This is a genomic window from Micromonospora peucetia, assembly GCF_900091625.1.
Classification (GTDB): domain Bacteria; phylum Actinomycetota; class Actinomycetes; order Mycobacteriales; family Micromonosporaceae; genus Micromonospora; species Micromonospora peucetia.
Window position 1 is genome coordinate 6,957,918 of record NZ_FMIC01000002.1, and the last position, 22,147, is coordinate 6,980,064.

At 73.1% G+C, this 22,147-nt stretch carries 24 protein-coding genes; 11 read left to right on the forward strand and 13 right to left on the reverse strand.

The window, feature by feature from the left end:
• The first annotated feature begins 29 nt into the window (after window positions 1-29).
• On the forward strand, window positions 30-773 hold the full coding sequence (locus GA0070608_RS30410) for a D-Ala-D-Ala carboxypeptidase family metallohydrolase (RefSeq protein WP_245716028.1): 744 nt from the start codon (window positions 30-32) through the stop codon (window positions 771-773).
• Between the two features lie 190 nt (window positions 774-963).
• On the forward strand, window positions 964-1,701 hold the full coding sequence (locus GA0070608_RS30415) for a D-Ala-D-Ala carboxypeptidase family metallohydrolase (protein WP_245716029.1): 738 nt from the start codon (window positions 964-966) through the stop codon (window positions 1,699-1,701).
• Between the two features lie 127 nt (window positions 1,702-1,828).
• On the opposite strand, the gene thrS is transcribed toward GA0070608_RS30415, so the two are convergent.
• Both thrS and GA0070608_RS30425 read right to left on the reverse strand, forming a co-directional pair.
• Entirely contained in the window at window positions 1,829-3,838 is a 2,010-nt protein-coding gene (gene thrS / locus GA0070608_RS30420) for a threonine--tRNA ligase (RefSeq protein WP_091633250.1), read from the reverse strand.
• Between the two features lie 206 nt (window positions 3,839-4,044).
• Window positions 4,045-4,965 (reverse strand): ADP-ribosylglycohydrolase family protein, encoded by a 921-nt coding sequence (locus tag GA0070608_RS30425; RefSeq protein ID WP_091633252.1) that lies wholly within the window; start codon window positions 4,963-4,965, stop codon window positions 4,045-4,047.
• Window positions 4,966-5,038: 73 nt separating this feature from the next.
• Between GA0070608_RS30425 and GA0070608_RS30430 the strand changes: the two genes are divergently transcribed.
• Both GA0070608_RS30430 and GA0070608_RS30435 read left to right on the forward strand, forming a co-directional pair.
• Window positions 5,039-5,728, forward strand: coding sequence for a response regulator transcription factor (locus GA0070608_RS30430; protein WP_091633255.1), 690 nt, complete (start codon window positions 5,039-5,041; stop codon window positions 5,726-5,728).
• 29 nt (window positions 5,729-5,757) lie between these two features.
• Window positions 5,758-7,146 carry a HAMP domain-containing sensor histidine kinase gene (locus GA0070608_RS30435; protein WP_176733904.1) on the forward strand — a complete coding sequence of 463 codons (1,389 nt, stop codon included), beginning with the start codon at window positions 5,758-5,760 and terminating at the stop codon, window positions 7,144-7,146.
• A gap of 230 nt (window positions 7,147-7,376) precedes the next feature.
• Here the strand turns inward: GA0070608_RS30435 and GA0070608_RS30440 are convergent, their stop codons facing one another.
• Together GA0070608_RS30440 and GA0070608_RS30445 are read right to left on the reverse strand one after the other, a co-directional pair.
• On the reverse strand, window positions 7,377-8,402 hold the full coding sequence (locus GA0070608_RS30440) for an adenosine deaminase (RefSeq protein WP_091633257.1): 1,026 nt from the start codon (window positions 8,400-8,402) through the stop codon (window positions 7,377-7,379).
• Entirely contained in the window at window positions 8,399-9,196 is a 798-nt protein-coding gene (locus GA0070608_RS30445; RefSeq protein ID WP_091633259.1) for a trans-aconitate 2-methyltransferase, read from the reverse strand. Before GA0070608_RS30445 ends, GA0070608_RS30440 begins: the two co-directional genes overlap by 4 nt.
• A 239-nt stretch (window positions 9,197-9,435) precedes the next feature.
• Here GA0070608_RS30445 and GA0070608_RS30450 point away from each other — a divergent pair, with 239 nt between their 5' ends.
• On the forward strand, window positions 9,436-9,630 hold the full coding sequence (locus tag GA0070608_RS30450; protein ID WP_091633261.1) for a hypothetical protein: 195 nt from the start codon (window positions 9,436-9,438) through the stop codon (window positions 9,628-9,630).
• Between the two features lie 115 nt (window positions 9,631-9,745).
• On the opposite strand, the gene GA0070608_RS30455 is transcribed toward GA0070608_RS30450, so the two are convergent.
• The 7 genes from GA0070608_RS30455 to GA0070608_RS30485 form a co-directional block, all read right to left on the reverse strand.
• Window positions 9,746-9,949, reverse strand: a complete 204-nt coding sequence (locus GA0070608_RS30455; protein ID WP_091633263.1) for a cold-shock protein — start codon at window positions 9,947-9,949, stop codon at window positions 9,746-9,748.
• Between the two features lie 289 nt (window positions 9,950-10,238).
• Window positions 10,239-10,511 (reverse strand): DUF4235 domain-containing protein, encoded by a 273-nt coding sequence (locus tag GA0070608_RS30460; protein WP_091633265.1) that lies wholly within the window; start codon window positions 10,509-10,511, stop codon window positions 10,239-10,241.
• Window positions 10,508-10,858, reverse strand: a complete 351-nt coding sequence (locus GA0070608_RS30465; protein ID WP_091633268.1) for a DUF3618 domain-containing protein — start codon at window positions 10,856-10,858, stop codon at window positions 10,508-10,510. The genes GA0070608_RS30460 and GA0070608_RS30465 overlap by 4 nt, the downstream gene beginning before the upstream one ends.
• Complete coding sequence (locus tag GA0070608_RS30470; RefSeq protein ID WP_091633270.1) at window positions 10,855-11,289, reverse strand: phage holin family protein; 435 nt, start codon at window positions 11,287-11,289, stop codon at window positions 10,855-10,857. Before GA0070608_RS30470 ends, GA0070608_RS30465 begins: the two co-directional genes overlap by 4 nt.
• 564 nt (window positions 11,290-11,853) lie before the next feature.
• Window positions 11,854-13,050 (reverse strand): mechanosensitive ion channel family protein, encoded by a 1,197-nt coding sequence (locus GA0070608_RS30475; RefSeq protein WP_091633274.1) that lies wholly within the window; start codon window positions 13,048-13,050, stop codon window positions 11,854-11,856.
• 82 nt (window positions 13,051-13,132) lie between these two features.
• Complete coding sequence (locus GA0070608_RS30480) at window positions 13,133-13,954, reverse strand: DUF1206 domain-containing protein (RefSeq protein ID WP_091633277.1); 822 nt, start codon at window positions 13,952-13,954, stop codon at window positions 13,133-13,135.
• 60 nt (window positions 13,955-14,014) lie between these two features.
• Window positions 14,015-14,380, reverse strand: coding sequence for a hypothetical protein (locus tag GA0070608_RS30485; RefSeq protein WP_091633280.1), 366 nt, complete (start codon window positions 14,378-14,380; stop codon window positions 14,015-14,017).
• Window positions 14,381-14,470: 90 nt separating this feature from the next.
• Between GA0070608_RS30485 and GA0070608_RS30490 the strand changes: the two genes are divergently transcribed.
• Window positions 14,471-15,697, forward strand: coding sequence for a cysteine desulfurase-like protein (locus GA0070608_RS30490; protein WP_091633283.1), 1,227 nt, complete (start codon window positions 14,471-14,473; stop codon window positions 15,695-15,697).
• A complete protein-coding gene (locus GA0070608_RS30495) occupies window positions 15,694-15,981 on the forward strand; it encodes a GNAT family N-acetyltransferase (RefSeq protein ID WP_091633286.1) in 288 nt (95 codons plus the stop codon). The genes GA0070608_RS30490 and GA0070608_RS30495 overlap by 4 nt, the downstream gene beginning before the upstream one ends.
• A gap of 58 nt (window positions 15,982-16,039) precedes the next feature.
• On the opposite strand, the gene GA0070608_RS30500 is transcribed toward GA0070608_RS30495, so the two are convergent.
• Window positions 16,040-17,536 carry a glycoside hydrolase family 3 protein gene (locus GA0070608_RS30500; RefSeq protein WP_091633288.1) on the reverse strand — a complete coding sequence of 499 codons (1,497 nt, stop codon included), beginning with the start codon at window positions 17,534-17,536 and terminating at the stop codon, window positions 16,040-16,042.
• 178 nt (window positions 17,537-17,714) lie between these two features.
• Here GA0070608_RS30500 and GA0070608_RS34100 point away from each other — a divergent pair, with 178 nt between their 5' ends.
• Together GA0070608_RS34100 and GA0070608_RS30505 are read left to right on the forward strand one after the other, a co-directional pair.
• Entirely contained in the window at window positions 17,715-17,837 is a 123-nt protein-coding gene (locus GA0070608_RS34100) for a hypothetical protein (protein ID WP_255474757.1), read from the forward strand.
• Between the two features lie 95 nt (window positions 17,838-17,932).
• Window positions 17,933-18,883, forward strand: coding sequence for a TIGR03557 family F420-dependent LLM class oxidoreductase (locus GA0070608_RS30505; RefSeq protein WP_091633290.1), 951 nt, complete (start codon window positions 17,933-17,935; stop codon window positions 18,881-18,883).
• Between the two features lie 43 nt (window positions 18,884-18,926).
• On the opposite strand, the gene GA0070608_RS30510 is transcribed toward GA0070608_RS30505, so the two are convergent.
• Window positions 18,927-19,745: a PH domain-containing protein gene (locus tag GA0070608_RS30510; protein ID WP_091633293.1), complete on the reverse strand. Its 819-nt coding sequence runs from the start codon at window positions 19,743-19,745 to the stop codon at window positions 18,927-18,929.
• Window positions 19,746-19,890: 145 nt separating this feature from the next.
• Between GA0070608_RS30510 and GA0070608_RS30515 the strand changes: the two genes are divergently transcribed.
• Both GA0070608_RS30515 and GA0070608_RS30520 read left to right on the forward strand, forming a co-directional pair.
• The gene (locus GA0070608_RS30515; RefSeq protein ID WP_091633297.1) at window positions 19,891-21,522 is read left to right on the forward strand and encodes a RecQ family ATP-dependent DNA helicase; all 1,632 of its coding nucleotides are present in this window, start codon (window positions 19,891-19,893) and stop codon (window positions 21,520-21,522) included.
• A 67-nt stretch (window positions 21,523-21,589) separates the two neighbouring features.
• Window positions 21,590-22,093 carry a hypothetical protein gene (locus GA0070608_RS30520; protein ID WP_091633299.1) on the forward strand — a complete coding sequence of 168 codons (504 nt, stop codon included), beginning with the start codon at window positions 21,590-21,592 and terminating at the stop codon, window positions 22,091-22,093.
• The last annotated feature ends 54 nt before the right edge of the window (window positions 22,094-22,147 follow it).

Sequence of the window (22,147 nt, forward strand, 5' to 3'; positions counted from 1 at the left end):
TGTATCGCCGCCCGTCGATTGGAGTCTCCGTGAGAACCGTATTCCGCCGGATCGGCCGGGTGTTCGCCGCCTGCACGCTCGCCGCGGTCACCACCCTCGTCGGGGTGGTGGCGACAAGCAGCGCGGCGCAGGCCGACGGCTGCTACACCTGGGGACGCACGCTTTCGCAGGGAATGTCCGGCGAAGACGTCCGACAGCTCCAGATCCGGGTCGCCGGCTACCCCGGCTACGGCGCGGTGCTCGGCCTCGACGGGGTGTACGGTCCAGCCACCCGCTCCGCCGTGATCCGCTTCCAGCAGGCGTACGGCCTGGGCGCGGACGGCGTCGCCGGGGCGCAGACCTTCAGCCGGCTCTACGCGTTGCAGGACGACGACTGCACCCCGGCCAACTTCGCCTACTCCGAGCTGAACAAGTGCAACAGCACCTGGGCCGGCGGCGCGGTCGCGGCGGGCACCGCCCGGTTCAACGCGCTGGTGTCGATGTGGAAGCTCCAGGCCCTCCGGCACGCCCTCGGCGGCGCGCCGATCCAGATCAGCAGCGGCTTCCGCAGCTACGCCTGCAACAACGCGGTCGGCGGCATCTCCACCAGCCGGCACCTCTACGGCGACGGCGTCGACCTGGTCGGGGCGCACTCCTTCTGCCGGCTCGCCCAGCAGGCCCGCAACCACGGTTTCAGCAACATCCTCGGCCCCGGCTACCCGGGCCACAACGACCACACCCACGTGGCCGCCACCCCGGGCCGCTCCTGGTCCGCCCCGAGCTGCGGAATCTGACGCCTGACGAGCCGGCATCGAAGGCCCCCCGCCTCGCGGAGGGTCTTCGATGCGCCGCGGGCCAGGCGCCCGAGCACCCCGGGCCCGCCCTGACCAAGGGGCTGGATAGGGGGTGAAGGTTCTTGACGAAGTGATGAACACAATTGAAGAATCTAGCCGCACGCATCGCCGCCCGTCGATTGGAGTCACCGTGAGAACCACATTCCGCCGGATCGGTCGGGCCCTCGCCGCCCTCACGCTCGCCGCGACCACCTCCCTCGTCGGGGTGGTGGCGACCAGCAGCGCGGCACAGGCCGACGGCTGCTACACCTGGGGACGCGTCCTGACGCAGGGCGCGACGGGCGAGGACGTCCGGCAGCTCCAGATCCGGCTCGCCGGCTACCCGGGATACGGCGGGGTGCTAGGCCTCGACGGCGCCTTCGGCCCGGCGACCCGCTCCGCCCTGATCCGCTTCCAGCAGGCGTACGGGTTGAGCGCGGACGGCGCGGCCGGCCCGCAGACCTTCAACCAGCTCTACGCGTTGCAGGACAACGACTGCACGCCGGTCAACTTCACCTACGCGGAGCTGAACCGGTGCAACAGCACCTGGGCCGGTGGCGCGGTCTCCGCAAGCACCGCCCGGTTCAACGCCCTCGTGTCGATGTGGAAGCTCCAGGCCATGCGGAAGGCCCTCGGCAGCGTGTCGATCAACATCAGCAGCGGCTTCCGCAGCTACGCCTGCAACAGCGCGGTCGGCGGCGCCTCCAACAGCCGCCACCTTCACGGTGACGGCGTCGACCTGGTCGGCTCGCCCTCGTTCTGCCGGCTCGCCCAGCAGGCCCGCTACCACGGCTTCGGCAACATCCTCGGCCCCGGCTACCCGGGTCACAACGACCACACCCACGTCGGGGCGGTCGGCGGCTGGTCCGCGCCGAGCTGCGGCATCTGAGGCCCGCTTCACCGTCACGCCGGATGCCCCCGTCCCGCCGCCGATCGCGGCGTCGGGCGGGGGCATCCGGCGTTCGCGGAGCCTGGTGTCGGTCAACCGGTCGGCGCGGGGCCGACCGGCGAGGGCGTCACGCCTCGGCGGCGGACGGGCCGATGTTGGTCCTTGAGCTGACCACGTCCAGCACGTGGGCCACCGCCTCGGCGATCGGCACCCCGTTACGCTGCGAGCCGTCCCGGTAGCGGAACGAGACCGTGCCGGCGGCCACGTCGTCGTCGCCGGCGATCACCATGAACGGGATCTTCTGCTGCTGGGCGGTGCGGATCTTCTTCTGCATCCGGTCGTCGCCCGCGTCGACCTGGGCGCGGATGCCCTCGGCGCGCAGCGCGGCGACGAAGCCGTGCAGGTAGTCGGTGTGGTCCTCGCGGATCGGGATGCCGACCACCTGCACCGGGGCCAGCCAGGCCGGGAACGCGCCCGCGTAGTGCTCGGTCAGCACCCCGAAGAAGCGCTCGATCGAGCCGAACAGCGCCCGGTGGATCATCACGGGCTGCTTCCTCGTGCCGTCCGCCGCCTGGTACTCCAGGCCGAACCGCGCCGGCTGGTTGAAGTCGACCTGGATGGTGGACATCTGCCAGGTCCGGCCGATCGCGTCCTTGGCCTGCACCGAGATCTTCGGGCCGTAGAAGGCCGCGCCGCCCGGGTCGGGCACCAGGTCCAGCCCGGACTGCGCCGCCGCCGTCCGCAGCGCCTCGGTCGCCTCCGCCCAGTCCTCGTCCGCGCCGATGAACTTCGGCGAGTCGTCGCGGGTGGACAGCTCCAGGTAGAAGTCGTCCAGGCCGTAGTCGCGCAGCAGGTCGAGCACGAAGGTCAGCAGCGCGGTCAGCTCGCCCGGCATCTGCTCCCGGGTGCAGTAGATGTGCGAGTCGTCCTGGGTCAGGCCACGCACCCGGGTCAGGCCGTGCACCACGCCCGACTTCTCGTACCGGTAGACGGTGCCGAATTCGAACAGCCGCAGCGGCAGCTCCCGGTAGGACCGCCCGCGCGACCTGAAGATCAGGTTGTGCATCGGGCAGTTCATCGCCTTCAGGTAATATTCCGCGCCCTCCAGCTGCATGGGCGGGAACATCGTGTCGGCGTAGTAGGGCAGGTGGCCCGAGGTCTCGAACAGCTGCGCCTTGGTGATGTGCGGGGTGTTGACGAACTCGTACCCCGCCTCCTCGTGCCGGCGGCGGGAGTAGTTCTCCAGCTCACGGCGGATGATGCCGCCCTTGGGGTGGAAGACCGCCAGGCCCGAGCCGACCTCGTCGGGGAAGCTGAACAGGTCCAGGTCAGCGCCGAGCTTGCGGTGGTCGCGCCGGGCGGCCTCCTCCAGCAGCTTCAGGTACGCCTTCAGCTCGTCCCGGGTCGGCCACGCGGTGCCGTACACCCGCTGGAGCTGTGGGTTCTTCTCCGACCCGCGCCAGTACGCGGCGGCCGAGCGCATCAGCTTGAACGCGCCGATCAGCCGGGTGTTCGGCAGGTGCGGGCCCCGGCACAGGTCCGACCAGCAGACCTTGTCCTCTTTCGCGGCGAGGTTGTCGTAGATGGTCAGCTCACCGCCGCCCACCTCCATCACCTCGGAGGTGTCCAGCCCTTCGCCCTTGACCTCGATCAGCTCCAGCTTGAACGGCTCGGCGGCCAGCTCCGCCTTCGCCTCGTCGAGGCTGCCGAAGCGGCGGCGGCGGAACCGCTGCCCGGACTTGATGATCTCCTGCATCCGCTTCTCGAGCTTGGCCAGGTCGTCGGGCTGGAACGGCTTGTCGACGGCGAAGTCGTAGTAGAAGCCGTTCTCGATGGGCGGACCGATGCCCAGCCTGGCCTCGGGGAAGACGTCCTGCACGGCCTGGGCGAGCACGTGGGCGCAGGAGTGCCGCAGCACGTTGAGCCCGTCCGGCGAGTCGAGGCTGACCGGCTCGACCTCGGTGTCGGCCTGCGGCGCCCAGTCCAGGTCGCGCAGCTGGCCCTGCGGGTCGCGGACCACCACGATCGCCTTCGGGCCGGACGCGGGCAGACCGGCCGCGGCCACCGCGTCGGCCGCCGTGGTCCCGGCGGCGACGACGACGGGGTCGGCCACGGCGGGGGTACGGGGTGCGGACACGGTGACTCCTCCAGCAGACGGCACGGATGACGCCGAACGTTCGGCTCCTGCGATGCTATCGGTCGCCCCCGCCGGCACGGTCGCCGACGCCACCGCCCCCGCGCCGTGTGGGACGCCAGAGCCGGGGACGCGGTAAGGAAGGGCACCTTCCCAACGCCTGATGCACAGGGAGGTTTCCTTCCTAGCCGCCATGCCGGTGGCCCGGGTCAGCCGGCCCAGTCCGGCAGTGGCTCCCGGGCGGCGAGCCAGTCGGTCGGCACCCCGCCCGGGGTGCCGACGCCGGTGTGCGCGGCCACCACCGCCCCGACGATCGCGGCGGTGGTGTCGACGTCCCCACCGGCCTCGACGCAGGCGCGGACCGCCGCCGGGTAGTCGTCCAGGTGCACGGCGGCCACCCAGCAGGTGAAGGCGACGGTGTCCTGCGCGGTGACCCGGGAGCCGTTGCCGAGCACGTCGGCGGCCTCGGGGACCGACCGGTCGAGCAGGCCGGCCGCCCGGCGTACGCCCCGGTGCACCTCGCTGGCCGGGTCCAGCGCGGCGGTCACGCCGGCCAGCAGCCGGTCCGGGGCGGGCCGGTGGCCGTCCAGCCGGGCGCGGGCGGCCAGCGACGCGGCCACCGCCACCGCCACCGCGCCGGCGATGCCCTCCGGGTGTGCGTGGGTCACCTCGGCCGAGGCGCGGGCCTGCGCCGCCGCCCGTGCGGTGGAGTCGGCGAACCACGCGCCCAGCGGGCCGACCCGCATCGCCGCGCCGTTGCCGCAGGAGCCCTGGCCGTCGAAGGCCGAGGCGGCGGCGACCGGCCACGGCGTGCCGGTGCGGATCAGCCGCAGGATGGTCACTGCTCCCGGCCCGTACCCCCGGTAGGGCTCGCAGCGCTCGGCGAAGGCCGCGGCGAGGGCGTCCCGGTCGATCCGGCCGGTGTCGGCGAGGGCGGCGACCACCGAGCAGGCCATCTCGGTGTCATCGGTCCACTGCCACGGCGGTGGGGGCAGTTTCCCGGCGGCCAGGTCGGCCGGGCGCCGGCCGGGGACGAAGAACTGCGAGCCGAGCGCGTCGCCGACCGACAGGCCGGCGAGTGAGTCCCGGGCGAGCGCGAGGCGGGTGTCAGGAAAGAGCGTGAAGGACATCGTCGTACCAGCTTGCCCTGTCACCCTGTGCGCCGCAACGCGATCAACTTGCCACCGCGAGTACGGTCTTGCTGTGGCCACCGTGCTCCTGGTCGAAGACGATCACGTCGTACGCGGCGCGATGCTGCGGTCCCTCGCCGACCGGGGGCACGCCGTGCACGCCGTCGGCACGGCGCTGGACGCGCTGCGCCGGGTGGCGGCCGAGACCCCCGACCTCGTGGTGCTCGACCTCGGGTTGCCCGACCTCGACGGCTCGGACGCGCTGCGGATGCTGCGCGGCATCACCGACGTGCCGATCATCATCGCCACCGCCCGCGACGACGAGCAGTCCGTGGTTCGGCTGCTGCGCGCCGGTGCCGACGACTACATGGTCAAGCCGTTCACCGGCGCGCACCTCGACGCGCGGATCACCACCGTGCTGCGGCGGGCCGGTCGGGCCAGCCGGGCGGTGCAACCGGCCGTGCACAGCGTCGGCGGGCTGCGGGTGGACGTCGGGGAGCGCAGCGCCCACCTCGACGGCGAACCGCTGGCGCTGACCCGCAAGGAATTCGACCTGCTGGCCTATCTCGCCGCCCGACCGGGCCGGGTAGTGTCCCGCCGGGAGCTTCTGGAGGAGGTATGGCGGCAGCCATCGGTCGGCGAGGACCAGACCATCGACGTTCACCTGTACTGGCTGCGCCGCAAAATGGGCGAGTCCGCGGCGAAGCCGCGCTTCCTGCGCACCGTGCGGGGGGTCGGCTTCCGGCTGGTGGCGCCGGACTGAGGCCGTCGCTGGCCCTGCTCACGGCCGGCATGTGCGCCCTGGTCGCGCTCGCGTTCCTCGTCCCGCTCGCGATCGGCCTCGACGACCGGGCGCGCGAGGAGGCGATCGCGGACGCCGCCCGGCGCAGCGCGCTGGTGACCGGCGCGCTCGCCGTCAGCACCGACCCCGCCGTGGTGCGGCGTGCCGTCACGGCCAGCGGCGACGACCCGGCCACCCGGCCGGTCGTACACGGGCTGGGAGTGGACGAGCCGTCGGCCCGGGCCGACGCCGGGAGCCTGGATCGGGCCCGGGCCGAACGCCACTCGGTGGTCGTCGACGTCGAGGGCGGAGTGCTCCGGCTGGAGCCGGTGGTGCTCGGCGACCGGACGGCCGTGGTAGAGGTCTTCGTGCCCGAGTCGGCGCTGGGCGGCGGCAGCCGGTGGCTGCTGCTGCTCGGGGTGGCCGCCGCCCTGGTGGGCGCGGCGGTGCTGGTGGTGGACCGGGTCGCCGCCCGCACGGTCGACTCGGCCCGGGGCCTGGTCCGGGCGGCGCTCGCGATCGGCGACGGCGACCAGGGCATACGCGTCGACCCGAGCGGCCCACGCGAGCTGGCCGAGGCCGGGTATGCCTTCAACCGGATGGCCGACCGGCTGGACGCGGCCCGTACCGACGAACGGGAGCTGGTCGCCGACCTGTCGCACCGGCTGCGCACCCCGTTGACGGTGCTGCGGCTGGACGCGGAGGCGCTGGAGTCCGACGACACCAGTGTGGGCTCGTTCAGTGAGGCGGAGCTGGACCGGCGGCGCGGCATCCGGCGGATCCGGCAGGCGATCGTCACCCTCGAGGGCGAGATCGACGTGCTGATCAAGACCACCCGCAAGACGGTCGCGCACGAGGCCGGGCCGGCGATGTGCGACGTCAGCGAGGTGGTCCGGGACCGGATGGTGTTCTGGGCCGCGCTGGCCGGCGACCAGAACCGCCCGCACCGGGTCGGTGGCGCACAGCTGCGCATTCCGGCACCGGTGCCCCGGGCCGAGCTGGCCGCCGCCCTGGACGCGGTGATCGGCAACGTCTTCCGCTACACCCCGCAGGGCACCGCGTTCGAGGTGGCGGTCTCCCGCCGCGACGGGTATGTGGCCATCCGGATCGACGACGCCGGCCCGGGCATCACCAACCCGGACCGGGCGCTGCGCCGGGGCGCCAGCGACCAGGGCTCGACCGGGCTGGGGCTGGACATCGCCAAACGGGTGGCGTTGCAGGCGAACGGCTCGGTGAGCATCGACCGGGCCCGGCTGGGCGGGGCCAGCGTGGTGATGCTGCTCGCCGACCCGGAGGCGACGCCCCGGCAGGTCAACCGGTTCGGTCTGGTCGGCCGGATGGCGCGGGAGCAGAAGAGCACCAGCCGGCGCTGGCCTCGCCAGCGACCCACCGACGGCTGACCGGCGGGCAGCCACACATCCCCCGATCGGCGGCCGGTTGTGGGGCGGCGCAAGTCTTCCTTAGATCGGGGTTAACCGTGGTGCCGGACAGCTCCGGCGCTGACAGGATCAAACCCGAACCCATCAGTTCCACCGGCCAATGCCTCGGGGCACCCCACCGGCCGGTGGAGCCTGGCGCGCGGCGGGAGAATCGGTCCCCCCACACCTGCTCCCGCCGCGCGCCGCCCCGCTCAGCGGGTCGCGGTGGCCAGGTAGGCGTCGATCTCGGCGGTGATCCGCTGTTTGCCCGCCGGTTCCAGGAACGAGGCGGTCACCGCGTCGCGGGCCAGCGCGGCCAACCCCTGCGGACCCGTGTCGAGCAGCCTGGCCGCGACGGCGTACTCGTCGTTGAGGGTGGTGCCGAACATCGGCGGGTCGTCGGAGTTGATGGTGACCAGCAGGCCGGCCTCGACCAACTGCCGCAGCGGGTGCTCCTCGATGGTGCTGACCGCCCGGGTGCGCACGTTGGAGGTCGGGCAGACCTCCAGGCCGATCCGGTGCTCGGCGAGGTGGGCCAGCAGCTCCGGGTCCCGCACGGCGGAGATTCCGTGCCCGATCCGCTCCGCGCCCAGGTCGCGCAAGGCGTCCCAGACGGTCTCCGGGCCGGTGGTCTCGCCGGCGTGCGGCACGGAGTGCAGCCCGGCCGCCCGGGCCCGGTCGAAGTACGGCTTGAACTGCGGCCGGGGCACCCCGATCTCGGGGCCGCCGAGGCCGAAGCTGATCAGCCCCTCCGGGTGTTCCTCCAGCGAGATCCGCAGCGTCTCCTCGGCCGCCGCCAGGCCGGCCTCGCCGGGGATGTCGAAGCACCAGCGCAGCTCGATGCCGAAGTCCGTCTCGGCCCGCTTGCGGGCGTCCTCGATCGCCTCGCACAACGCGGGCGCGGGGATCCCCCGGCGCACGTGCGAGTAGGGCGTGACGGTCAGCTCGGCGTAGCGGACCTGCTGGCGGGCCAGTTCCCGGGCGACCTCGTGGGTGAGCAGCCAGACGTCCTCCTGGTCACGGATGAGGTCCACGACGCTCAGGTAGACGTCGATGAAGTGCGCGAAGTCGCGGAAGGCGAAGTAGTCGGCGAGGGCGGCCGGGTCCGCGGGCACGGGGCTGCGGCCCTCGTGGCGGGCGGCCAGCTCGGCGACGATCCGGGGCGAGGCGGAGCCGACGTGGTGCACGTGCAGCTCCACCTTGGGCAGTCCGGCGATGAAGGTTTGCAGGTCGATCACAGGTTCTCCTCTGCGCGGGCGGCGGTGCGGGCGACGAAGAAGACGCGGCGGAACGGGAAGGGCACCTGACCGTGCCGCACCGGGTACGCCTCGGCAAGGCGTACGCCCAGCTCGGCTCGGAAGTCGGCCCAGCCGGTGGCGTCCAGGGCCGCGCGGACCGGCCGGAGCGCGGTCCCTTCCAGCCAGCTCAACACGGGGTGGTCCGCCTCGGCGCGGGCCGGCAGCAGGTGCACGTAGGTAGTCTCCCAGGCGTCCACCGCGCAGCCGGCACCGGTCAGCAGGTCGGCGTAGCCGACGGCGGTGTCGTCGGCCGGGGGCCGGCGCAGCAGCGGGGCGACGTCGGCGCGCCACGCCGGCCGGCCGGCGACCTCGCGCAGCGCCCGGTGCGAGGGCGCGTCGAAGTTGCCCGGCACCTGCACGGCCAGCCAGGCCCCGGCGGGCAGTTCCCGGGCCCACCGGGTGAGCAGTTCCCGGTGGCCGGGCACCCACTGGAGCACGGCGTTACTGACCACCACGTCCACGTCGGGTTCCGGATGCCAGTGTCGGACGTCGCCGACGGCGAAGGAGACTCCGGTGGCGGTGGTGGTGGCTTGCGCGATCATCTCCGGCGAGGAGTCGAGGCCGGTGACCCGGCTGTCCGGCCACTGCGCGGCAAGGATGGCGGTCAGGTTGCCGGGGCCGCAGCCGAGGTCGACCACCGCGCGCGGACGCTCGGCCGGGACCCGGGCGAGCAGATCGTGGAAGGGCCTGGAGCGCTCGTCGCCGTAGCGCAGGTACGTCGTCGGATCCCACATCACTGCCTCCCAAACCGTACGTCCGTCTTGCTACACGGTACGGCCCGTCGCACGACCGGACAAGCCGATCACTAGGCTCAGTCGCATGGAGCAGCGCACCTTCCCCCGGTGGGGGCGGCGCGTCGGGGTGATCGGGCTGGGCGCCTGGCAGCTCGGCTACGGCGAGCTGGTCCGCCCACGGGTGCACGACCGGTGGTGAGCCTGACGGCCGGCACGGGAATCGACGAAGGGGGATCACGATGAAGGGCTGGCTGCCGCTCACCCTCGGCCTGCTCGCCGTGGTCGGCGGTGCGCTGTGGACGGTGCAGGGCCTCGGCTACGTCGAGGGCAGCGTGATGACCGACCGGCGGATCTGGGCCGTGCTCGGGCCTCTCGTCGTGCTGGCCGGACTGGCCGCGCTCTGGTTCGGGCTGCGGGCCCGCAGCCGCCGCTGACCGCGCCCTGTCCGGGAAAACGCGGAAAGCCCCGCATCCCGGGCGGGATACGGGGCTTCGCGGTGATCCGGGCGCCGAATCACCGCAGTGGCCGGCGGCTGCCGACCGGCACTGCTCAGACGGGGCGGACCTGCTCGGCCTGCGGACCCTTCTGACCCTGGGCGATCTCGAACTCCACCCGCTGGTTCTCCTCCAGCGTGCGGTAGCCGCTGGACTGGATGGCCGAGAAGTGGACGAACACGTCAGCACCCCCGCCGTCGACGGTGATGAAGCCGAAGCCCTTGTCTGCGTTGAACCACTTCACGGTTCCCTGCGCCATGTCTATCTCCTTCTAAAACTGGCGGCCGAGCACGCCGTGCGGCCGATTGGCCGTTTTCGAGCAGCGGCGCCTGAGACGGCCCCCACGAGGGAGACTTATCTCGACCCACGCCATCTCTCAACAGCGTGGAATAGCAAACCACGTAGCGAAAACTCTGCACAGAGCCCCGGACGAAATTCTTCGACATGTGACCTGACGGATGCCGAAGATCCGCTGGGTGGGCCCTTGTCCCCGTCCGAAAGAGCCCCCGCACCGACGCCACGGTGCGGGGGCTTTCGTCGTCGTCCGGTCAGTCCGGCCAGCTTCCGGTGAACCGGCGTACGCCCACCGCGCCACCCCGGTCGACGGCGGCCCGGACGACCGCGAAAATGGCGCCCTGCAACGCCGCCGCCGCCAGGATCTCGCCCCAGCCACGGTCCTCGTCGGTGGCGCTGGGCGCCTCGCCGTCGCCCGCCGTCACCTTCCACACCTGCCGGAAGATCGCGCCCGCGACCGTACCGGCGGCGATGCCCATCAGCACGCCGACCGGCTTGTACGCGGCCTTCCTGATACCCCTGCTCACCGCTGCCTCCCCCGAACGATCATCAGTACGATCACCGCGGCCACCGCGCCGGCCGCGAGGGCGACGAACGGCGCCGGGTTACGCCGCACGACCGCACCCTTCTCCTGCGCCTGCCCCCGCGCGAGCTGTGCCTTCTGCGCCGCCTGCCCGCGCACCCGGGCCACGGTCTGCGCGGCCTGGTCCCGCATCCGTTCCTTCGCCTGGTCGGCGGAGGACCTCAGCCGTGCCTTGACGTCGGCCTTGGCCGCCAACGCCTCCACAGTCTCGCCCAACTCGACCCGGGTCCGCCGGATCTCCTCCCGCAAGGCCTCGGTGTCGCCGCTGCCCCGGCCGTTTCCCGTCGTCATGCCCGTCCCCTGTCCTTCACGGCGGCGGCGACCGTGTCCACGTCCGCCCGGACGCTGCGCACCGCTGCCGCCGGCACCGGCGGGACCGCCTGGCTGACCTGCTTCTTGCCGACCAGGGCGAGGATGCCGGCCAGCACGAAGAGCACCACCGCCACGATCAGCGCCGCCGCCCAGGCGGGAAGCACCAGGGCAAGCAGCAGGATCGCGGTGGCGATCAGGGCGCCCAGTCCGTAGAACGCCAGTGCCCCGCCACCGCCGAAGAGACCGATGCCGATACCGGCGTGCTTGCCCTTCTGAGTCAACTCCACCCGGGCCAGGGCCAGTTCGTCACGGACCAGACGGGAAACCTGCTCCGTGGCCCGCTGCACCAGCTCGGCGGTGGACGGCTCACTCCCGTTGCGGGATGTGCGGGTGTTCGCCACGTCAGCCATGCTGCCCTCCTTTCATCATCACCGCGCTGTATGCCCGGAGTCGCCGCCCGTCAATCCTTCGCCCGGCGACCGATGAGCCCGGACCGCCGAGTCCCCCGAACCGGCGGACGGCACGGAGAAAGGTGCAGAAGCGTCGCGCAGCAGGTCCCCACGAAACGCCGAGTCAAACTTCCCGACCCAGCACACTCCATCCGAACGACCACCCGAAACAACCCCCACCCCACCCTCCAACCGCCCCCACCCCCCACAGGTCACGCCCCACCCCCGAGGCCCGGGCAGCACACCCCGCCCGGAACGCCGGCAGCACCCGTGCCCCGGGGCACGGGCAGCACCCCGGGGCACACGGGCAGCACCCGCCCCCGAGGCCCGGGCAAGCGCACCCTGCGCGCGATCTTGCACTTTGGGCCCCGACAATCCGGACTTTCCACGCGATCCAGGGACACAAACTGCAAGATCGCGGGGCGGTAGGGCCCGGGCGGTAGGGCGGGGCGGGGTGGGTGGGGCGGGGCGGAGGTTGAGAGGGCGGAGGTTGAGAGGGCGGGGAGAGGGAGGGGGTGGGTGGGGTCAGCGGCGGGATTCGGCGGGTTCGTCGGGGCCGACGAAAGCTTCACTGCGGGCGTCGCCGTCGTCGCTGCCGCCGAAGACCCGCGCGTCGTCGGGCACCTCGGTGTCGGTGAGGCGACGTTCCGGCCGGCGGGGTCGTACCCACTGCCACGCCAGGTTGCTCGCCGCGTCGCCGACCTCGGTACGCATCCGGGGCATGGCGGTCGGCCGGTGGTCCCGGATCCAGGCGACCAGGTGTTCACGGACCAGGCAGCGCAGGTCGAACAGGCTGCCGGCGTCGGCGGCGCTGACCAGGGCACGTACCTTGACCATCCCGCCGGTCGCGTCGGTCACCTGGAGCACGCAGACCCGGCCGTCCCACAGGTCGGTGCTCTCCACCAGCCGGCGCAACTCCTCCCGCATGGCCTGCACCGGGATCGCCCAGTCGACGTCGAACTCGGCGGTGCCCAGCACCGCCGCCTCGGTCCGGGTCCAGTTCTGGAACGGCTTCGTGGTGAAGTACGAGGTGGGCAGGATCAGCCGCCGGTCGTCCCAGATCTGCACGACCACGTAGCTGAGCGTCAGCTCCTCGATCCGGCCCCACTCCCCCTCGACCACCACCACGTCGTCGAGGCGGACCGCGTCGCTGAAGGCGAGCTGGAGACCGGCGAAGACGTTGCCCAGCAGGCTCTGCGCGGCCAGCGCGGCGACCACACCGACGACACCGGCACTCGTCAGCACGCCGGCGCCGATGCCGCGTACGGCCGGGAAGGTCATCAGCATCACGCCGACCGCCAGCACGACGATCACCGCGATCGTCAACCGGCGCAGCATGACCACCTGGGTCCGCACCCGCCGCGCGTGCCGGTTGTCCGGCACGTCCACCCGGAACCGGGCCAGCGCGGTGTCCTCCGCCACGACGAGCAGCGAGGCGACCAGCCAGGCGGCGCTGGCGATCACGCCGAGCACCAGCAGGTGCAGCAGCGCCTGCCGCCACTGCTCGCCGACCGCGTAGCCGGTGCTGAACCGCACGGCGAACTGGACGGCGAGGACGGTGGCGGCGACCTGGATCGACCGGTGCGCGTGGTCGGTGAGCTCGGCCAACAGCAGTGAGCGCCGGCCCACCCGCCGGATGACGCGGTGCGTGACCCCGACCGCGAACAGGGCGATCGCCGCCGCGGCGAACGCGGCGACGATCGTCCCGAGGTAGCTCTGCACAGGTTCTTTCCTCCTTGTGGCGCCGGGCACCTGCTTCGGGCAAAGGCCCAATGGTGCCCGGCGTCGCCTAAATCGACCAGGCTCAGACCTTGCGATACCGGGACTGGAGGAAGCAGAACAGGCCGAAGGCGGCGATACCGAGCGCCACCAGGGTGAGCAGCACCTGGCCGTACGCCTGGTCGCGCAGCGTGCGCAGCGCCGCGTCCAGGCCGCGGGCCTTCTCCGGGTCGTAGTTGACGGCGGCCACGATGATCAGCAGGCCGGAGATGCCGTACGCGACGCCCTTGGAGACGTAGCCGGCGGTGCCCAGGCGACGGGTGAGCTGACGCGTCTTCGGGCTCATCTCGCCGGTCTTGAGGTGCTTCTCGAAGCGCTTGATGATCCCGTAGATGACCAGGCCGACGCCGATCGCGGCGAGGCCGAGCCCGACCAGACCGACCAGCCAGCGGCCGCCGGAGGACTCCATCGCCTTGCCGGTCAGCGCCTCCTGCTGGTCGGCGCTGTTGGAGCCGGCATCCTTGAAGACCTTGAAGGCCGTAAAGGCGAAGTAGAGGTAGACCAGGGTCCGCCCCGCCGAGGCGACCCGCTCCCAGACCCGGCTCTTGCCACGCTCGGCGCGGTGCCCGACGGCCGCTTCCAGCGCCTGCCAGATCGCCATGGCGAGCAGGCCGACCGCGATCGTGATGACGAGGAACTTGCCCAGCGGCTGGGCGGCGATGGTGCGCAGCGCGCCGGACTGGTCGCCGTCGTCGGCGGGCTTGCCGAACGCGATCTGCAACGCCAACCAGGCGAACAGAAGGTGCACGATGCCGTAGCCGATGAAACCGACTCTGGCCAACAGTTCGAGCCACCTGCTGTTCGCCGTACGGGAGGCGGTGGCTTCGGCGTTCCGGGTGAGTGACATGGCGCCACAATCACCGAATACGAAGATTTCCAAACGTCGGCCACCGCCGCCCCGGGTGGATCAGTTGCCCGGGTTCCTCGCAACCCGGATCTTGACCTCCTGGTCGGTGACGCTGTCCAGCGTCACCGCGAGGCCGCCGACCTCGGTGGCCTGCTGGCCCGTCGTCAGCGACAACTTCTCGCCGGCGACCTCGACGGTCACCTGGTCGTCCTGCGCGCCGATGAGCTTGGCCTCCACACCGAGGATGTTGGCGCTGGCGTTCACGCCCCGGTCGAAGGTGACCGTGCAGGCGTCCAGACCGCAGTCTGTGCTGGCGCCCTCGGAGCTGCAACCGGCGAGCACGGCGACGCCGAGGGCCAAGCCGGCGAACAGGCCGGCGGCCCGGCGGGTGGGGGTCAGCGGGGAGTCAACACGTCGGTTCGTCACCCGGCCAAGGGTACGAGACGCCGGCCACTGTGGCAGCGCGTGATCATCCGCCCAGGTGGGGTGCCCGAGACGGGGGTTAGGGTCCCGGTCATGCCCTTCGACATCGCCCGCACCCGGGCCGCCTACCCTGCCCTCGCCGAGGGTTTCGTCCACCTCGACGGCGCCGGGGGCACGCAGACCGCCAGCCCGGTGATCGACGCGGTCACCAACGCCATGCGCGCGGCGGTGGGCAACCGCAGCGCGGCCTTCGCGCCGGGCCGACGGTCGCTGGAGATGGTGGCCGCCGCCCGCTCGGCGGTGGCCGACCTGCTCGGCGCGGAGCCCGCCGGGGTGGTGCTGGGCCCGAGCGCGACGGCACTGACGTACACCTTGGCCCGGACCCTGGGTGCCGGGTGGCGGCCCGGCGACGAGGTGGTGGTCTCCCGGCTCGACCACGACGCGAACGTACGCCCCTGGGTGCAGGCCGCCGAGGCGGCCGGCGCGACGGTGCGCTGGGCCGAGTTCGACCGGGGCACCGCCGAGCTGCCGGCGGCCCGCTACGCGGAGCTGGTCGGCGGGCGGACCCGGCTGGTCGCGGTGACCGCGGGCAGCAACGCGACCGGCACCGTCCCGGACGTGGCGGCGATCGCCGCCATCGCGCACGCCGCCGGCGCGCTGGTCTGCGTCGACGGGGTGCACTCGGTGCCGCACGGTCCCACCGACCTCGCCGCGTCGGGTGCCGACTTCCTGGTCACCAGCGCCTACAAGTGGTCCGGGCCGCACCTGGCCGCGATGGCGGCCGACCCGGCGACCTGGGAGCGGCTGCGCCCGGCGAAGCTGCTGCCGTCCGCCGACACGGTGCCGGACCGCTTCGAGTACGGCACCCCGAGCTTCCCTCTGCTGGCCGGCGTGGCCGCCGCGGTGGACCATCTGGCCGGGCTGGACCCGACGGCCACCGGTAGCCGGCGCGAGCGGCTGCTCGCCGGGCTGACGGCGGCGCGCGCGTACGAGGAGTCGCTGCTGGACCGGCTGCTCGCCGGACTGACCGCGCTGCCCGGAGTCACGGTGCTCGGCTCCCCCGCCCGGCGTTGCCCGACGGTGTCCTTCCGGCTGGCGGGGCTCTCCCCGCAGGAGACCCAGGAGAAGCTGGGTGCGGCCGGCTTCTGCCTCTCCGCCGGCGACTACTACGCGTACGAGTACTTCCAGGCGATGGGGCTGCGGGACAGCGGCGGGGCGGTGCGCGCCAGCCTCTATCACTACAACACCGCAGACGAGGTGGACGGGTTGCTCGGCGAACTGGACCGGCTCGCCGGTGGTGGGGGCAGAATGGCCGGGTGAGCACCCTGGTCGAGGACGATCCCGCCAAGCACCGGTTCGAGATCCTGGTCGACGACGCGCTGGCCGGGTTCACCGCATACCTGCCGCGTGGCGAGGTGCTGGTCTTCACCCACACCGAGGTCGACCCGAGGTTCCAGAACATGGGCGTCGGCGCGGCGCTGATCCGGGGCACCCTCGACCAGCTCCGCGAGCGCGGCACGACGGTGGTGCCGCGCTGCCCGTTCATGGCGGCCTTCATCGACCGCCACCCCGAGTACGCCGACCTGGTCACCCCCGAGCCGTAGCGCGGGGGTGACCGGGCCGGTCAGCGACCCGTCAACAGCACGGCGGTGACCAGGCCGGTCAGCGACCCGTCAACAGCGCGGTGGCGGCGTGGGCGGCGGCCCGGGTGGCGCCGTGGGTGGCGACGTGGACCGCGCCGGTGACCAGCTCGGGCACGCCCAGCTCGACCACGACCGCGTCCGGGCGGGCGGCCAGCGCGCGGGTCACCGCCGCCCGCATCCAGTCGTGCCGGTGCAGGTCGCGCACCACCAGCACCACGCACCGGCCGGCCGCCCCGGCGGTCGGGTCGGCGGGCACGTCAGCCTCGGCGTACCGGGCGGTGGTGGTGCCGGCGAGCAGGTCGGCCAGCGGGGCGGCGAGCCCCCACGGGGTCTCCGGGCCGATCGCGATGTTGCGCGGCGGCTCGAACTCGACCACGTGCGCGGGGCCGGCCAGCGGCAGCGCGTCGACGCCGGCGGGCGCGGTGGTGACCCGCAGCGCCCGGCGGGCGGCGGCCAGCCCGACGGCCGAACCCGCGGCGGTCGGCCGGGGCCGGGGCGGCCGGGCGGCCCGGGCGGCCACCGTCCAGGCGGCGAGCTGCCCCACCCGCTTGGCCGCCTCGGTGAGGCGTTCCTCGGGCAGGTCACCGGCGACGACCGCGGCGACGATGGCGTCCCGCAGCAGCCGGGCCGAGTCCTCGTCGGCGCGCTCCCCGCCGATGCAGATCGCGTCGGCGCCGGCGGCGAGGGCGCGTACCGCGGCGCCCGCGAAGCCGTACCGGTCGGCGACCGCCCGCATCTCCACCGCGTCGGTGACCACGACGCCGGAGAAGCCCAGCTCGTCGCGGAGCAGCCCGCTCAGGATCCGGCCGCTGAGGGTGGCCGGCAGTTCCGGGTCCAACGCCGGCACCAGCAGGTGGCCGGTCATCACCGCCTGCACCCCGGCGGCCACGGCGGCCCGGAACGGGGCCAGCTCCACGGCGTCGAGGCGGGCCCGGTCGGCGGTGATCCGGGGCAGGTCGTGGTGCGAGTCGACCCTGGTGTCGCCGTGCCCGGGGAAGTGCTTGGCGCAGGCGGCGACCCCGCCGGCCTGGAGGCCACGCACCCAGGCGGCGGTGTGCCGGGCGACCAGCGCCGGCTCGGCGCCGAAGGCGCGTACGCCGATCACCGGGTTGGCCGGGTTGGAGTTGACGTCCGCGTCGGGGGCGTAGTTGAGGGTGATCCCCAGCGCGGCGAGGTCGGCGCCCAGGTCTCGGGCGACCCCCTCGGTCAGTGCCGGGTCGTCCACCGCGCCCAGGGCGAAGTTGCCGGGCCGGGAGCTGCCCCGGGCGGACTCGATCCGGGTCACGTCGCCGGCCTCCTCGTCGATGGCGACGATGACGTCGGGGCGTTGGGCGCGCAGGGTGGCGGTGAGGGCGGCCACCTGCTCGGGGGCGACCACGTTGCGGGCGAAGAGCACCACCGAGCCGAGGCCCTCGTCGAGCCAGCGGCAGATCCAGGGTGGCGGCGTGACGCCGACGAACCCCGGTTGCAGGACGGCGGCGGCCAGGGCGGACAGGCTTCCGCCGGGGGCGCTCACGCCGGCCCGCCCGCGTGGTGGCTGATGTGTCGCTGGCTCATGCGGTTGTCGTACCCCCGTTTTCTCCGCCCCCGGCGGCCCGCCACCGGCGGCGGTGCTGCCATGGTCACACCGCCAGATGAAATAGTCAATAAACCTTACAGTTGCCGTCCGGCGCGGAGCTGGGGAGAGTTCGGGGATGGATCCCCTGCTGCTGGCCGACGCGACGAGCCCGGCCGACATCCCCGGCGTACGCCTGCTCGGCCTGGTGGTCGGCGGCCTGTTGCTGCTCGCCGCGATCCGCGCGATGTTCCGGCGCTGAGCGCCCGCGTGCCGGCCGGGACGCCGGACGATTCGACGGCGGCCACCGGGGTACCGCTGCCTCGTCGGAGCGGTCAGACGCGGCGAGGGGGAACGATGAGGATCGGCTACTTTCTGTCCACCGAGGAATACCCGCCGGCAGAGCTGCTGGAACAGGCGCGCGGCGCGGAGCGGGCCGGCTTCGAGGCGCTCTGGATCTCCGACCACTACCACCCGTGGACGGACGCGCAGGGGCAGAGCCCCTTCGTCTGGTCGGTGATCGGCGCGCTCAGCCAGGTCTGCCGGCTCCCGGTCACCACCGCCGTCACCTGCCCGACCGTGCGCATCCACCCGGCCGTCGTGGCGCAGGCGGCGGCCACCAGCGCGGTCATGCACTCCGGCCGGTTCGTGCTCGGGGTGGGCAGCGGCGAGGCGCTCAACGAGCACATCCTGGGCGACGCCTGGCCGCAGACCGACGTCCGGCTGGAGATGCTCCAGGAGGCCGTCGAGGTGATGCGCGAGCTGTGGCGGGGCGGCTTCGTCAACCACCACGGCAGGCACTACACCGTCGAGCACGCCCGGATCTACACGCTGCCGGACACTCCCCCGCCGGTCTACGTCTCAGGCTTCGGCCCCAAGGCGGTCGACCTGGCGGCCCGGATCGGCGACGGCTTCGTCAACACGTCCCCCGACGCCGAACTGGTCCGCCGGTTCCGGGAGGGCGGCGGCGGCGACAAGCCCTGCCAGGCCGGCTTCAAGGCGGCGTACGCGCCGACCGAGGAGGAGGGCGTGCGGATCGCGTACGAGCGCTGGCCGAACGCCGGGGTGCCGGGTGAGCTGTCCCAGGTGCTGCCGTCGCCCCGGCACTTCGAGCAGGCCGCCGAGCTGGTCCGGCCGGAGATGATGAAGGACGCGTTCGTCTGCGGGCGGGACGTCGACGCGCACCTGGCGAAGATCGACGAATACGCCAAGGCCGGCTTCGACGAGGTCTACGTGGCCAACACCGGCCCGAACTGGCAGGGCCTGCTCGACCTCTACCAGCGCGAGGTGTTCCCCCGCCTGCGCTGACCGGCCGGGCACCCGGGTGCCCCGCATGCCGGAGCGCCCTGGCTCAGGCCAGCGCCTGGCGCAGCCGCTCGTACCCCTCGGGCTCGCCGATGGCGTCGCGCTCGTCGGAGTGGTCGACGTAGTAGCGGATCGCGTCGGCGAGGAACCACGGGTGCACCCGGAGCCAGGCGAGCACCAGCCGGGGCGTGGTGCGCGAGCCGAGCAGCAGACCACGCCGCTCGACCAACTCGGGACGGGTCACGGTGAGCACCAACTGGTCCCCGGTCGACTGCCGGGCCGGGGTGCCGGGGCACAGCGCCACCCAGGGGATCGTCCGGCGGCCGAACGGCTCCCGGACCTCGATCCCCGAGGGTGTGAGGTCGACCCGTGGACGCCCGCTGAACACCGCCGCTACGAGAACACCGATCAGCAGCGCGGCCACCGCCAGCATGACGGCCGGCGGCAGCACCAACGCGTACCGGAGCGGCGCCGGCGGGGCGTCGGGGTCGTCCAGCCAGTCGAAGTCCGCCACCGGGACGGTCGCGCTCGCGAGCACCAGCACCTGCCCGGCGACGAACCAGCCGAAGCCGGGACCCGGCGGCACCCGCAGCCGGGCCCCACCGGTCAGCGTCAGCTCGGCCGGCCGCCGCCACCTGCCCCGCGTGCTCAGCACCGCCGCGCCGAAGGCCAGCAGGGCCAGCCCGAACGGCACCGAGCGCAGCAGAAGGCCGGCCCAGAAGCCGCGCGGCTCCCAGGTGGTGACGACAGCCGGCCAGGCCACCGCGATCACCAGGGCCGCGACGACGAGCAGTTGGGGAAGGCCGATGGCAGTGGTACGCGATGCCCGGGCGGGGGCGGTCGGCCCGGGGGCGATGGGATGCATGGTGACAGGGTGACCCGCGCCGTCCAGTCGCGCGTCGCCCGGAACGGCGGTTCGTCCCTGTCACCGGGCCCGCGTCGCACCGGCTCACCGGGCCGCCCGACCCGCCGGTTTCGCCGCTGTTGACGGCGGGTACCTCCGGCTCTCGATGAAACTGTCCACGCACTCGACGACATTGCGCCGCGCGGCCAGGAGCCTCTTCGGCTGGACCGCACTGCGGCCACACCAACTGGCCGCCATGCGGGCGGTGATGAAACGCCGCGACGCCCTGGTGGTGCTGCCCACCGGCGCCGGCAAGTCGGCGATCTACCAGATCCCGGCCAGCCTGATCCCCGGCCCGACCGTGGTGATCTCCCCGCTGCTCGCCCTCCAGCAGGACCAGATCGCGGCGCTCAACGAGCGGCAACGACCGGAGCTGCGCGCGGTGCGGATCAGCTCCAACGAGTCGGCCGCCCAGCAGGCGCAGGCCATCGCCGAGATCCGCGACGGGCGGGCCGAGTTCCTCTTCATCACCCCCGAGCAACTCGCCAACCCCGACCGGATGGCCGAGGTCAAGGCGCTCAAGCCGGCGCTGGTGGCGATCGACGAGGCGCACTGCATCTCCGCCTGGGGGCACGACTTCCGCCCCGACTACCTGGCGCTCGGCCACCTCATCGACGGCATCGGCCGGCCACCGGTGGTGGCGCTGACCGCCACCGCCTCCCCGCCCGTACGCGATGACATCATCGCCCGGCTGCGGCTGCGCGAGCCCGAGATGGTGGTCTCCGGGCTGGACCGGCCGAACCTGTTCCTCGAGGTGGCGCACTGCCCGACCGAGGACTACCGGTGGCGACGGCTGATCTCCCTGCTGCGCGACGACACCCGGCCCGGCATCATCTACGTGCCCACCCGGCGCTCCGCCGAGGAGCTGGCGACCCGGCTCACCGACGCCGGCTTCCCGGCGCAGTACTACCACGGCGGGATGGCGGCCGGGGCCCGCGCCGAGCTGCACGAGGCGTTCCTCGCCGACCATGTGCCGATCATGGTGGCCACCTCGGCCTTCGGCATGGGCATCGACAAGCCGAACATCGCCTGGGTGACGCACATGGCGCTGCCGGACTCGCCGGACAGCTACTTCCAGGAGATCGGGCGGGCCGGCCGGAACGGCGCCCCGGCCCGGGTGCTGCTGCTGTGGCAGGCCGAGGACGTCGGGCTGCAACGGTTCTTCAGCGGCGGCCTGCCGGACCTCGGCGAGCTGCGCGACCTGTCCGCGCTGCTGCGCGGGAAGGCACTCAACAAGAAGGAGTTGCGCGAGGTCACCGGCCTCGGTCCGCGCAAGCTCGGCCAGTACCTCGCCCTGCTGGAGCAGGTGGGCGCGGCCGAGCCGAGGGCGAAGCAGCGCATCGGTGCCCCCCGCTACTCCCCCGCCCCTGTGGACGCCGCCGCAGCCGCCCTGGCGGAGGCCGAGCGGCAGCAGACCGTGACCCGCTCGCGTACGGACATGATGCGGGCCTTCGCCGAGACCACCGCCTGCCGGGGGCAGACGCTGCTGGCCTACTTCGGTGAGCAGATGACCGAGGTCTGCGGGCACTGCGACAACTGCCACGCCGGCACCAGCACCCCCGACGACGGCGCGGTCGGGCCGTTTCCCGTGCACAGCCGGGTCCGGCATCCGGAGTGGGGTCCCGGCCTGGTGCTGAACTACGAGGAGGACCGGATGACGGTTCTCTTCGACGAGGTGGGGTACAAGACGCTGTCCGTCAGCGTGGTGTCCGAACAGGGCCTGCTGACCCTCGACTAGCCTGAGCCCGGCACCGCTGGCGGGGCCGTGGACGACGAGCGACATCAGTACGGAAAGGGGCGTTGCCGTGATCGAGCAGCCGGCGTACACCGGATTCGGATTCTCCGACGAGGAGTGGGGGCTGCTGGTCGGCCTGCCGCAGTCGGTGCTGACCGCGGCGAGTGCCGCAGAGTCCGACGGCACCCGGCGCACCATGGCCGAGAACGCGGCCGGGCTGGAGACCATCGCCGCCGCCCGGGAGTCGGCCAGCCCCCTGGTCGCCGCCGTGGCCGGCGAGATCGTCTCGCGGGTGGGCGACCCGGAGGCCGGCGAGGAGCTGCCGGTGATCGCGCCGTCCGATCCGCGCGCCTACCTGGAGGACGTGCTGGGCCGGGCCAAGAAGGCCGCGGCGCTGTTGGCCGTCCGGACGGACGAGGGCGAGGCCGGCGCGTACAAGCACTGGCTGGTGGACATCGCCGAGCAGGTGGTGGGCGCGGCGTCCAGCGGTGGCATCCTGGGCCTCGGCGGGGATGTCGTGAGCGACTCGGAGCGGCGCTTCCGCGACCGGCTCTCCCAGGTGCTCAACGACTGACGCGATGACGACGAGGGCGGCACCGGACGAGGTCCGGTGCCGCCCTCGCGCGTC